General features: G+C 74.1%; 9 protein-coding genes. 5 read left to right on the plus strand and 4 right to left on the minus strand.

All coding sequences use genetic code 11. The features are described 5' to 3' along the window. The first annotated feature begins 29 nt into the window (after nt 1-29). Nucleotides 30-1,439, plus strand: coding sequence for a flavin monoamine oxidase family protein (locus IE295_RS07365; protein ID WP_190062694.1), 1,410 nt, complete (start codon nt 30-32; stop codon nt 1,437-1,439). A gap of 13 nt (nt 1,440-1,452) precedes the next feature. Next, on the plus strand, nt 1,453-2,205 hold the full coding sequence (locus IE295_RS07370) for an acyltransferase (RefSeq protein WP_190062695.1): 753 nt from the start codon (nt 1,453-1,455) through the stop codon (nt 2,203-2,205). A gap of 23 nt (nt 2,206-2,228) precedes the next feature. Here the strand turns inward: IE295_RS07370 and IE295_RS34095 are convergent, their stop codons facing one another. Further along, on the minus strand, nt 2,229-3,056 hold the full coding sequence (locus IE295_RS34095) for an NAD(P)H-binding protein (protein WP_190062696.1): 828 nt from the start codon (nt 3,054-3,056) through the stop codon (nt 2,229-2,231). Between the two features lie 238 nt (nt 3,057-3,294). Between IE295_RS34095 and IE295_RS07380 the strand changes: the two genes are divergently transcribed. The 3 genes from IE295_RS07380 (at nt 3,295) to IE295_RS07390 (ending at nt 5,923) form a co-directional block, all read left to right on the plus strand. Continuing rightward, nucleotides 3,295-3,807 (plus strand): Ig-like domain-containing protein, encoded by a 513-nt coding sequence (locus IE295_RS07380; protein WP_190062697.1) that lies wholly within the window; start codon nt 3,295-3,297, stop codon nt 3,805-3,807. A gap of 214 nt (nt 3,808-4,021) precedes the next feature. Continuing rightward, complete coding sequence (locus tag IE295_RS07385; RefSeq protein ID WP_190062698.1) at nt 4,022-4,672, plus strand: CatB-related O-acetyltransferase; 651 nt, start codon at nt 4,022-4,024, stop codon at nt 4,670-4,672. Nucleotides 4,673-4,747: 75 nt separating this feature from the next. Beyond that, nucleotides 4,748-5,923, plus strand: a complete 1,176-nt coding sequence (locus tag IE295_RS07390; protein WP_224323159.1) for a macrolide family glycosyltransferase — start codon at nt 4,748-4,750, stop codon at nt 5,921-5,923. 38 nt (nt 5,924-5,961) lie between these two features. Here IE295_RS07390 and polX read toward each other — a convergent pair whose 3' ends face one another. From polX to IE295_RS07405, 3 genes are all read right to left on the minus strand, one after another. Next, nucleotides 5,962-7,689 carry a DNA polymerase/3'-5' exonuclease PolX gene (gene polX / locus IE295_RS07395; protein ID WP_190062699.1) on the minus strand — a complete coding sequence of 576 codons (1,728 nt, stop codon included), beginning with the start codon at nt 7,687-7,689 and terminating at the stop codon, nt 5,962-5,964. A 40-nt stretch (nt 7,690-7,729) separates the two neighbouring features. Further along, complete coding sequence (locus IE295_RS07400; RefSeq protein WP_190062700.1) at nt 7,730-7,924, minus strand: hypothetical protein; 195 nt, start codon at nt 7,922-7,924, stop codon at nt 7,730-7,732. 180 nt (nt 7,925-8,104) lie between these two features. Further along, complete coding sequence (locus IE295_RS07405) at nt 8,105-11,956, minus strand: nSTAND1 domain-containing NTPase (RefSeq protein WP_190062701.1); 3,852 nt, start codon at nt 11,954-11,956, stop codon at nt 8,105-8,107. Between the last annotated feature and the right edge of the window lie 164 nt (nt 11,957-12,120).

Genomic DNA, 12,120 nt, shown 5'->3' on the forward strand with positions numbered 1-12,120 from the left:
CCGCCGGGCGCCCGGTGTGTAATGGGGACATGCCCGCACATCCCCCTCCCGCCCCGGACGCCCCGGCCGGTCCGCGCCCCGCCGGCACCCGCACCCTGGTCGTCGGCGCCGGCATGGCCGGGCTCGCCGCCGCCCGGGAACTGCACCGGGCCGGGCACGCCGTCACCGTGCTCGAGGCACGGGAGCGCACCGGCGGCCGGCTGTGGAGCGAGGACTGGGAGGGCGTGCGCATCGACCTGGGCGCGTCCTGGATCCACGGCGTCGACGGCAACCCCGTCACGGAACTCGCCGAGGAGGCGGGCGCCCCCACCGTCGTCTACGACGTCGGCACCCTCGACTTCGACTACGACAGCCCCCGGGGCGTCACCGCCTACGCCGCCGACGGGCGCCGGCTCACCCGAGCCGAGGCACTGGAGAGGGAAGCCGACGAGGAGGCCGCCGCAGGCGCACTGGCCGCCCGCGCCGAGCACGCCGACTACCGCGAGTCCGCGGCCGACGGCCTGCGGAAGGTGCTGGAGGACGACGGCCTCGACCCCGGGCGCGCGGAGCGGGTGATCGCGGCGCGCGGCCGCATGGTGGAGGACGACTGGGGCGCCGGCCTCGAGGAGCTGTCGCTGGCGTTCCTGTTCGAGGGCGAGGACTTCACGGGCCACGAGGTCGTCTTCCCCCAGGGATACGACCGCCTGACCGACCACCTCGCCCAGGGGCTGGACGTACGCCTCGGCCACCGGGTCACCCACGTGGACCACGACGGCCCCGGCGTGCGGGTCCACACCGCCGGCCACGGAACCTTCGTCGCCGACCGCGTCCTGCTCACCCTGCCCCTCGGGGTGCTCAAGGCCGGCACCGTCACCTTCGCCCCCGCCCTCCCCGAGCCCAAGCGCCACGCGATCGAACGCCTGGGCATGGGCGTCTACGACAAGCTCTACCTGCGCTTCCCCGCGGCCTTCTGGGACGACACCGACCTGATCCGCCAGGAGGACACCCCCCACGGCGCCTTCGCCAACTGGTTCGACCTCCGGCGCGTCCTCGGCGCGCCCGTCCTGGCCACCCTGGCCGGCGGACCCGTCGCCCGCCGCCTGGAGACCCTCGACGACGCGGCCCTCGTCCGCGAGGCGCTGGCGTCCCTGCGCGGCATCTACGGCGCCGCGGTGACCGAGCCCGTCGCACACCGCCGCACCCGCTGGGCCGCCGACCCCTACGCCCGCGGCTCCTACTCCTACCCCGCCGCCGGCACCCTCCCCGGCGACCGCCCCGCCCTCGCCGCCCCCGTCGGCGACCGCCTCCACTTCGCGGGCGAGGCCACCACCGCCGACTTCGCGAGCACCGTCCACGGCGCCCTGATCTCCGGCCGCGACGAGGCCCGCCGCATCCTGCGCGCCGCCGCGCGTGGGGCGAAGATCACAGGTCAGGGCGGCCAACGGGCGGCGGAGCGCTGAGTACGGTGAGCGGGTGCCGACACAGCAGAACCTGTTCTCCTCCCTCGCGGCCCTCAGGCGCCGAGCCGTCTCCCGGGCAGTGCACCGCGGCGCGCGCTGGGTCCGCGAGGCCGGCGCCGTCAGCGCCGAGCGCCCCGGCCCGTACCGCTTCCGCGCCCTCGGCACCGGCACCCGGCTCGCCTTCCCCCAGGGCACCGTCTTCGGCGAGGCGTGGATCGAACTGGGCGACCACTGCATCATCGGCCAGGGCGTCACCCTCACCGCCGGCATGATGCCCGACCTCGACCTCGGGCAGGACACCGTCGTACGCCTGGGCAACGGGGTCGTCCTCGGCCGCGGCAGCCACGTCGTCGCCGAGGCGCCGCTGACGATCGGCGACGACTGCTTCTTCGGCCCCGGCGTCTACGTGACGACCACCAACCACAGCTACGACGACCCCGACGTGCCCATCGGCAAGCAGTGGCCCCGCAGCGCGCCCGTGGAGATCGGCCCCGGCAGCTGGATCGGCACGGGGGCGGTCATCCTCCCCGGCGCCCGGCTGGGCCGCAACGTCGTCGTCGCGGCCGGCGCCGTCGTCCGCGGCGAGGTCCCCGACCACGCGGTGGTCGCCGGCGCCCCCGCCAGGATCGTCCGCACCTGGGACCGCGAGTCCGGCTGGCAGCCACCCCTGCGCAGCCCCGCCCCGGTCCCCCTCCCCGAAGGCCTGACGGCCGACCAGCTCAAGGGCCTGGCCCACCTCGAGGCGGCGGCGCTCGAGCAGGACTGACGGCACCGGGACCACGCGGACGGTCAGGGGTGCCAGATCCCCGTGGGCGCTGTCGCCCGCACGTAGTCCTCGAAGGAGCGCGGAGCGCGGCCGAGTGCCTCCTGCACACCGGTGCTGATGTAGTCGTCCTCGCCGAGCCGTATGCCGTCCAGGAAGGAGGCGACGGCTTCGGCGTCCGCGATGTCGTGACCCGCCGCGACCTGGGCGGCGACGTAGGCGGCCGGATCCTGGTGGCGGTGGCGCAGCTCGCGTCCGACGGCGTCGCCGATGACGGCGAGGGCCTCGGCGAAGGAGAGGGCGCGGGGGCCGGAGAGTTCGTAGGTCCGGCCCGCGTGGCCGTCGCCGGTGAGGGCGGCCACCACCACGTCCGCGATGTCCTCCACGTCGACGAACGGTTCACGGCCGTCCCCGGCAGGAGTCGTGAGCTCGCCGGCGAGGACGGCCGGCAGGAAGAAGTCCGGCGCGGCGAAGTCCTGCGAGAACCAGCAGGGCCGCACCATCGTCCACTCCGACCCCGACTCCCGCACCGCCGCCTCCGTTTCCGGCACACTCCCGTCGGTGTCGAGACCGCGTACGGACAGCTGGACGAACCGCCGGACCCCGGCCGCCTTCGCCCGGTCCGCCGGCTCGGCGCGCTCGGACAGGCCGAGCGTCTCGGTCGGGACGAAGTACACCGCCTCCGCTCCGGCCAGGGCCGGATCCCAGGTGGAGCGGTCGGTCCAGTCGAAACGGGTAGCCGCCGAGCGGGAAGCGCAACGGACGGTGTGGCCAAGGGCCTTGAGGCGGGGGACGACGCGGCTGCCGGTCTTGCCGGTCTTGACGGTGGCGCCGAGCACGAGAATCTGTGTCATGCCCGTGCTGACGGCCGTGCCGGCTGGCGCATCCCGTCAGCATATATGCGCAATTTCAGCTGGATAAGAGGCATGCACTGTCTCTCATGGCTTTGGCCCGGCGCGTCTGGTTGGTGCAATACGCCCCCTGTGTGGGTGGTTTGGGAGTTTCGGTGTCTGCGCACGCTCAGGGGTGAGTGTCACGCCCATCCCGGGCAGAACCGCCCCGTCGTTTCCAACGACCACTAGGAGCATTCTGGTGACACAGCCGTACATGCCACCGCAGCAGCCGGGGTACTACCCGCCGCAGCCGCCGCAGGGGTACCCCCAGCCGCCACAGGGCTACCCGTACCCGCCGCAGGGCTACCCGTACCCGTACCCGCCCCAGGGGTACCCGTACCCGTACCCGCCGCAGGGTTACCCGTACCCGATGCCGCCGCACGACGAGGAGAAGGAATACCCTCAGCTCAGCGCGGCGACGGTGAAGGGCACGGTGCTCGGCCAGGCGCAGGCCCAGATCAGTGGGACGCTCATCAACAACGACGGTGAGCCGATCAAGGGACAGCCGATCAGCTTCACCGTCAGCGGCCGGCAGATCGGTACCGCGGTGACCGACGCCACTGGCGTGGCGCACCTGGACAGCGGGTCGAACCTCCTCGACCCGTTGCTGTGGGTGCACGCGATCGGCTCCGGCTACGAGGTGCACTACCAGGGCAGCAAGAAGTACATGCCCGCCACGGCTCACGGCAAGATCGAGCCCGGTATCGGCTGAGGCCGGCAGGCCCGGGGGAGTGCGGACGGCAGGGACTGCCGTCCGCACTGTCCATGAACTGCGCCTGCGGCCCGCGTGGTGCGGACGGGATCCGGGCAGCGCCGACAGGCAGCAGGCCGCGTTCGTGCAGGTGGTAAACGGGTTTCCTGGGACGGCGCGGGTCCGCGATCATGGACCGGACACCGACCCGCCACCGACGAGGAATCCCTGCCCCATGCCCGTGCCTGCCGACCCGACGGTCCTCCATCCGATGCCCGAGCATCCCCGGGTGGTGCTGCTCAAGCCGCTCGTGAAGTCCCCGCTGATCGAGGTCGGGGAGTACTCCTACTACGACGACCCGGACGACCCGACCGCGTTCGAGACGCGCAACGTGCTCTACCACTACGGGCCGGAGAAGCTGATCATCGGCAAGTTCTGCGCGCTGGGCACGGGCGTGCGTTTCATCATGAACGGCGCCAACCACCGTATGGACGGCCCCTCGACCTTCCCCTTCCCCTCCATGGGCGGCTCCTGGTCCGAACACTTCGACCTGCTCACCGGCCTGCCCAACCGAGGGGACACCGTGGTCGGCAACGACGTCTGGTTCGGCCACGGCACGACGATCATGCCGGGCGTACGGATCGGACATGGGGCGATCATCGCCTCCGGCGCCGTGGTCACCAGCGACGTACCCGACTACGGCATCGTCGGCGGCAATCCGGCCCGCCTCATCCGCACCCGCTACAACGACCAGGACATCGCCCGGCTGCTGGCGGTGGCCTGGTGGGACTGGCCCGCGGAGCACGTCACCGAGCACGTGCGGACGATCATGTCGGGCAGCATCGCCGATCTCGAAGCCGCCGCCCCGGACACCCCGCACGCGTGACGCGTGCGGGAATGCCCGTGCAGGCGCATCGGCTTGCACGGGCTTTCGCCGTAGACCTGAAATGGGTGAGCTTTCATGTCCCGTCGCCGTGCCCACATCGCGATGGCCGGCATCCCCGCCGTCAGCCACGTCCTGCCCAGCCTTGAGATCATCCGCGAGCTGGTGGCCCGTGGCCACCGGGTGACCTACGCCAACGACCCGGCGGTGGCCGACCTGATCGCGGCCACCGGTGCCGAACTCGTCCCCTGCACATCCCGACTGCCGGTCGCCGACAACGACTGGCCCGACGACCCCATCGCCGCGATGGGCCTCTTCCTCGATGATGCCGTCCAGGCACTCCCGCAGTTGCGCGCCGCCTACGACCAGGACCCGGCGGACCTGTACCTGTACGACATCGGCGCCTACGCCGCGCGCGCCCTCGCCGAATCGCAGGACCGGCCCCTCATGCAGCTGTCCCCGACGTTCGTGGCCTGGGACGGCTACGACCAGGACGTCGCGGCACACCTGCGCCGACTGCCGGGCGCCGACGCCTACCGGGCGAAGTTCGCCCAGTGGCTCGCCGGCTGCGGGGCGTCCACCACCGACGTGGACGCCTTCTCCGGCCGCCCCGCGCGGGCCCTGGCCCTGATCACCCGGGCGATGCAGCCGCACGCCGACCGGGTCGACACCGACACGGTGACCTTCGTCGGGCCCTGCTTCGACGCAACGGCGAGCGTGGACGGTTGGACCCGCCCGGCGGACGCGGAGAACGTGCTGCTGATCTCCCTGGGCTCGGCGTACACCCGTCAACCGGAGTTCTACCGCCAGTGCCTGGCGGCCTACGGCAACCTGCCCGGCTGGCACGTCGTCCTCCAGATCGGCAAGTACACCGATCCGAGGGAACTCGGCGACATCCCGCCCAACGTCGAGGTGCACTCCTGGGTCCCGCAGCGGGCGATCCTGGAGCAGGCGGATGCCTTCGTCACCCACGCCGGTATGGGCGGCTGCGGCGAGGGACTGCTGGCAGGCGTCCCGATGATCGCCGTACCGCAGGCCGCCGAACAGTTCATGAACGCCGACCGGCTCGTGGAACTGGGCGTGGCCAGCCGCATCGACACCGCGGAAGCCACCGCCGGCACCCTGCGGAAGGCCCTGAACGACCTGGTCACCGACGCGGAGGTCGCCCGCCGCTCGGCTCGGCTGCGCGCCGCCGCACGGGCCGAGGGCGGCACCCCGCGCGCCGCCGACCTCATCGAGAACATGCTGGCCTGAGCCCTGCCCGCCACGGCGGGGGAAGGGGGGCGGCTGAGTCAGCGGCCCCCCGGGCGCAGGAAGCGCCTGAGCTTCTGCAGCGGCCACGTGTTGATGATGTCGTCCTTCGTCAGCCACCCCCGCTGCGCGGTGCCCACGCCGTAGCGCATGTACGGCAGGTGCGTCACCGAGTGGGCGTCCGTGTTCACGGCGAACTTCACGCCGTAGCGTTTCGCCCGCAGGATGTCCTCGTCGCACAGGTCCAGTCGCTGCGGGTGGGAGTTGATCTCCAGCGCCGTGCCCGTACGCCCGCACGCCTCGAAGACGGCGTCGAAGTCGGCGTCGATGCCGGGGCGTTTGCCGATCTGGCGGGTGGTGGGGTGGCCGATGATGGCCACGTGGGGGTTCTCGCAGGCCCGTACGAGCCGACGGGTCAGCTCTTCGCGGGACTGGTTGAAGTGCGAGTGCACGGACGCCACGCACAGGTCGAAGCCCGCGAGGAAGTCGTCGGGCCAGTCCAGGTCGCCCTCCGGACCGATGTTCAACTCCGTACCGTGCAGCAGGCGCATCTTGCGGTGCTTGCCGTCCAGGGAGCGGACCTTCTCCCGCTGGGCGAGGATCTTCTCGTCGGTCATGCGCTGCATGTAGAGGTTCGGGGCGTGGTCCGTGATCGCGTAGTACGCGTAGCCGCGCTGCGCCGCCGCGGCCACCATGTCCTCGAGCGGGGCGATGCCGTCGGTGAGGTCGGTGTGGGTGTGGAGGTCGCCGCGGATGTCGCTCTCCTCGACCAGGTCGGGGAGCTCGTCCCGTAGTCCGGCCGCGATCTCGCCCCGGTCCTCGCGCAGGGTCGGTGCGATCCAGGGCAGGCCGAGGCGGGCGTAGACCTCTTCCTCCGTCTCGGACACGATCTTCTTGCCGCTCTTGACGTGGAAGAGGCCGTACTCCGAGAGCTTGAGCTTCTGTCGCACGGCGATCTCGCGCACCCGGATGTTGTGCGCCTTGGAGCCGGTGAAGTACAGCAGGCCCGCGCCCCAGGAGTCCGGGGGCAGCACCCGCAGGTCGACCTGCAGGCCCTTGGTCGTGCGGACCGAGGTCTTCTTCTCGCCGTGGGCGATGACCTCGGCGGTGTGGGGGAGGGCCGTGAAGGCCTCCATGAACGGGGCCGACCGTTCGGCGGCGACGAGCACGTCGACGTCGCCGATGGTCTCGCGCATGCGGCGCAGCGAGCCGGCGTACGCGCAGCCCTCGCAGCCGGGCACGGCGGAGAGCGCGGCGACGACCTGGTCGGCGACGTCCATGGCGCTGCTGAGGAGGATGCGGCCGCCGCCGGCCTTCTGCATGAGGGCGATGCCGTGCACGATGTTGGCCTCGGTCTTCTCGCCGAAGCCCTTCAGGCCGCGCAGTCGTTCCTCGTGGATGGCGTCGAGCAGTTCCTCCACCGACGCGATGCCCAGCTCGTCGTAGAGGGTCATGGCCTTCTTGGGGCCGAGGGTGGGGATGGTGATGAGCTCCCGCACGCCGGCGGGGATGTCCGCCCTCGTCTCCTCGAGTGCCGTGACGTGGCCGGTGCGCAGGAATTCCAGGACCTTGTCGGCGATGGACCTGCCGACGTTCGGGATGTCGCGCAGGCCCTTCTCGTCGAGTCCGGAGACGTCGCCGGGGTGTCCGCCGATGGCGCGGGCGGCCTTTTCGTAGGCGCGTGCCTTGTAGGCGTCGCCGCCCGTGATCGCGATCAGGTCGGCGTACTCCTGCAGCAGCGCCTCGACCTCCTCGTTGGCCCGGGCCATACGTCCAGCCTGCCATCGGGAGGTCCGCGGCGCATGACGGTCACGCCCGGGGGCGGTTGTGCCAGGCGGTGTAGAGGCCGGTGAGGGCCGCCGCGTAGTCGGTGAGGGCGGCCGGGGAGGCGCGCCCGGCCAGGGCGAGGGCGAGGCAGGCGGCCATGGTGACGGTGAAGGCGTAGACCTCGTCGCGGTCCGCTCCGGGGGGCGGCGCGGTGGGCGTGGGAGCGCTGTGGTTCATGTCCGGCTTCCTTCGACGGCGAGGGGGCGAGGGGGCGAGGGGGCTAGGGGGCTAGGGGTGCGGGACGGATATGTCCGACATCCAGAGCTTCGGCGACCGGACCGGTGCGGGCACAGGGGTTTCCCGTTGCCTCTGCGCGAGAGGGGGTCGGGCAACCCCCTTCGACCTGCGACGTCTTCCTCAGGGGCAGCCGGGGCCGTATGCCACGTCGGGCAGCAGCCTGCGCCAGGCGGGCTCGTCCACACGGCTCAGCGCCCGGCAGGTGCCGGCCAGGACGCCCGGCACGTCGAGCCGCCACCAGCGCACCGAACCGTCCTCGGAGACGGACACCACCGGGCCCTCGTCGGAGACGAAGGCCGCGGAGCGGACCCGGTCGGTGTGCCCGGTCAGGGTGAGCAGCAGGCGCCCCTCGTGCGCGTCCCAGATCCGTACGGTGTTGTCGCGCCCGGCCGTCGCCAGGCGCGTGCCGTCGGGGCTGAAGGCGACCGAGGTGACCGGGCCCGTGTGGCCCGCCAGGGTGCGCAGGCTCCGCCCGTCGCGCGGGTTCCAGAGCTTGACCGTGTCGTCGCGGCTCGCCGTGGCGAGGGTGCCGGTGGGGCCGACGGCCAGGCCGAGGACGGTGTCGGCGTGTTCGGTCAGCCGGTGCAGCACGCGGCCGTCGGACACCCGCCAGATGCGGGCGGTGTTGTCCAGGCTGCCCGTGGCGAGCGTGGCGCCGTCGAGGAAGAGCACGCGGTAGACGGCGTCGTCGTGGCCGGCGAACGTCCGCTCCGGCCGGGGGGTCTCCTCGGCGGCCCCGCCGGCGAGGCGCCACAGCCTGGCGGTGTGGTCCTCGCCGCCGGTGGCCAGCGAGCCGGCGTCGCCGGGCCGGAAGGACAGGGACGTGACGGCGCGGCCGTGCGCCCGCCAATGGCCCACCGGCCGGTACGGGCCGGCCGGGCGCACGGCGTCGGCCGTGCGCCATACGGTGACGGCGCCCTGCTGGTCACCGGCCGCGACCAGCGAACCGTCGTGGCTGAAGGCCACCGCGCGGACGGGCTCCCGGGACACCCGCAGCGTCCGTACCGTACGGTGCCCGGCCTCGCGCGTCCGCCACAGGCGCAGCGTGCCGTCGTGGCCGGCGGCCGCCAGCAGCGACCGGTCCGGGCCGATGGCCGCGTCCAGCCACGCCGTACCGGGAAGGGGAGCGCTGACCGACGACTGCGGGGACCACAGGCGCAGCGTGCCGTCCTCGCCGGAGGTCGCCAGCGACCGGCCGTCGGGCGAGAACGCGACGCCGTGGACGGGGCCGAGGTGACTGGCCAGGAGGGCGATGCGGCGCCGCCCGGCGACGTCCCAGACGGCGGCGGTGTCGTCCTGGCTCGCGGCGGCCAGGCGCGTGCCGTCGGGGGAGAACGCGACGGCGAAGACCGAGTCCTGGGCGCCCTCGAGGGCGGCCTCCCGTTCGCCGGTCGCGGTGTTCCACAGTCCGACGGCGTCGTGCCATTCGCCCGTGGCCAGGTGCCGCCCGTCGGGGGAGAAGGCGAGCGCGTGGACCTGCCCGTGGTCCCGCGTGCCGATGAGCCGGGCGTGTCCGTCGCGGACGTCGCGAAGCCACACCCTGCCGTCCAGCCCGGCCGCGGCCACCCGGTCGCCGTCGCCGGTGACGGCCACGGCGTACAGCGGCCCGAGCCCGGGGTCGCTCACCGTGACCCCGGCCGCGCCGTCGCGGGGGTGGGAGAGCCGCACCGTGCCGTCCCTGCCCGCCGTTGCCATGAGCTTTCCGTCGCCGGACAGGGCCACGGCCCGCACCGGCCCGTGGTGAGCCGCGCCCGCCGGCACCGGAACGGGCCTGCCGGCGCCGGTGTCCCGGACCGACACCGTGCCCGCGTCGTCGCCCCAGGCGGCCAGGGCGTCGTCGCGCGCCACGGCGAGCGCGCCGACCGGCGCGCGCCCGCGCGCCACGACGCGCGCCTGCCGGGAGCGGGCGGTGTCCCACGCGCGGACGGTCCCGTCCGCCCCGGCCGACAGCAGGCCGCCGCCGCCCCGGGTCCCGTCGGGCCGCCAGGCGACGGCGAGGACCGGGCCGTGGTGGCCCGTCAGCCGTCCGGCGTACGACTGGGCCTGCGAGCTGAGCACGGCGCTGGCCGCGGCCGGGGTGTGCGCCTGCCGCCACGCGGCGGTCGCCAGCAGTATCGAAGCCTCCGGCCGGGAGGTGCTCAGCGCCGCCGCGCGGAAGGCCAGTTCGTCCGAGCGGGCCGCGGCCCGCTCGGCCATGGCCCGCCGGCCCTGGTGGAGCGCCACCGCGCCGCCGGTCAGGGTCAGCACGAGCAGTACGGCCAGGCAGGCCAGCAGCCGGTGCAGCCGCCGGGTGCGGCGGCGCTCGGATTCCAGCTCGGCGGCGGCGTGCGCGGTCGCGGCGTCCAGATAGGCCTGTTCGACGCCGGTCACCGTGGCGACGGGGTGGGCGGCCAGGTCGCGGGCGGCGGCGAGCCGGGCGCCGCGCGGCAGCAGCGCCGGGTCGCGGCCTTCCGCGTCCCACTGCTCGGCGGCGGCCCTCAGCCGCTGCCAGCCGTGCAGCAGGGCGGCATGGCTCTCGATCCACTCCCGCAGCCGGGGCCAGGCGTGCGGCACCGCGTCGTGGGCCAGGGCGACGCGGTCGGCGTCGACGGTCAGCAGCCTGGCCCGGGCGAACTCCTCCACCGTCTCCGGCGCCAGCAGTTCGCGCGGCACCCGGCGGCGGGCGGCCCGGCCGTCGGCGTCGACGCGGACCAGCTGCAGCAGCGCGGACCTGGCGGCCTCCTGACGGTCCGGGGGCAGCCGCGCGTAGGCCCGTTCCGCGGTGGCCGCCACCGCCCCGGCGATGCCTCCGGCCTGCTGGTAGCCCTCCACCGTCAGCGAGCGGTCCCGGCGCCGCTGCCAGGTGGCCAGCAACGCGTGGGACAACAGCGGCAGGGCGCCCGGCTCGTGGCCGGGCTCCCGGTCCCCGCCGCCCCCGCCCCCTCCGGCTCCCAGGTCGCGCAGGATCAGCTCCACCAGCCCCGGCTGGAGATCCAGGCCCACGGCGTGCGCGGGCCGCACCACGGCGTCGCGCAGCTCCGCCGCCCGCAGGGGTTCCAGGGGCAGCTGGCCGTCCCGCAGGGCGGCGGCCAGTTCGGGGAAGGCCAGGCACCGCCCGTAGAAGTCGGCGCGCAGGCCGAGCACCACCAGCGCCGCCGGGGCGCCCGGGCCGTCGGAGGGTACGGGGCCGGTCGCCAGCGCGTGCCCGGCACGGATGAACTCCGCCCGCTCGCGAGCGTCCGGGCAGAGGGTGAAGACCTCCTCGAACTGGTCGATGACGAGCACCAGCCGTACGGGCTCCCCCTCCCCGCCCGGCGCCGCGTCGAGCGCGGCCCGCACGGCCCGGGCGAAGGCCCCGGGCCCGTCGTCGGCCAGCACCCGCGCGAGGTCCGCGGGGTCGGCCCCGACGGCGGACGCGACCTTGGCCGCGAGCTCCGCCAGCGGCCGTTCCCCCGGCTGCAGGGTGACCACGGGCCAGCGGCTCGAACCGTGCACCGGCAGCACGCCCCGGCGCAGCTCGGGCACCAGCCCGGCCTGCAGCAACGACGACTTCCCCGTGCCGGAGGCCGCCACCACCGCGGTCGGCCCGGAGCCGTCCAGCCGCTCGGTGAGCAGCCGCACGAGCGCCGCCGTCGCCCGTTCGCGTCCGAAGAACCAGTCCGCGTCGGCGGTCCCGAAGGCCGCGAGCCCCCGGTACGGGCACACCTCCAGCGGTGCCCCGCGCGCCCCGCGCCGGCCCGCCGAGCGGGCGACGAGCCGGGTCAGCTCCCCGCCCGCCCGCAGAGCGCCCTCGCAGCGGCGGGCGACCTCGGCGGTCATCGGCTTCTCGCCGGTCTCGACCCGGCTCAGGTAGCTCTTGGTGTAGTGCACCAGATGGGACAGCCCTGCCAGCGACATCCCGCGCTCCTGCCGCAGCCGGCGCAGGTGTTCACCCGGCGCGACGGTGGAGGCGGGGGCGCCGCCGCTCTCGCCGTCGTCTCCCCGTGGGGCCATGAAGGCGGCCTTTCTCCGCGAACGATCCGGTTTTCCCCGATCCCGTTCTTCCAATCCCTTTTCCTGCAGTCTGTCCCCGTGGGGTGCGCGCGAGGGCTGTACGGGGATGTGCCACCGGCAAAACCGGTCCTTCGGGTGACCGGCCGGAACGGAGGTGACGGGAG

It is taken from the genome of Streptomyces griseocarneus (assembly GCF_014655595.1).
Classification (GTDB): Bacteria; Actinomycetota; Actinomycetes; order Streptomycetales; family Streptomycetaceae; genus Streptomyces; species Streptomyces griseocarneus.

What these genes read in the sequence shown, in the direction of transcription:
- IE295_RS07365 (WP_190062694.1), top strand. Translation starts at nt 30, where the DNA reads ATGCCCGCACATCCCCCTCCCGCCCCGGACGCCCCGGCCGGTCCGCGC.
- IE295_RS34095 (WP_190062696.1), bottom strand. Translation starts at nt 3,056, where the DNA reads ATGACACAGATTCTCGTGCTCGGCGCCACCGTCAAGACCGGCAAGACC.
- IE295_RS07385 (WP_190062698.1), top strand. Translation starts at nt 4,022, where the DNA reads ATGCCCGTGCCTGCCGACCCGACGGTCCTCCATCCGATGCCCGAGCAT.
- IE295_RS07390 (WP_224323159.1), top strand. Translation starts at nt 4,748, where the DNA reads ATGTCCCGTCGCCGTGCCCACATCGCGATGGCCGGCATCCCCGCCGTC.
- polX (WP_190062699.1), bottom strand. Translation starts at nt 7,689, where the DNA reads ATGGCCCGGGCCAACGAGGAGGTCGAGGCGCTGCTGCAGGAGTACGCC.
- IE295_RS07400 (WP_190062700.1), bottom strand. Translation starts at nt 7,924, where the DNA reads ATGAACCACAGCGCTCCCACGCCCACCGCGCCGCCCCCCGGAGCGGAC.
- IE295_RS07405 (WP_190062701.1), bottom strand. Translation starts at nt 11,956, where the DNA reads ATGGCCCCACGGGGAGACGACGGCGAGAGCGGCGGCGCCCCCGCCTCC.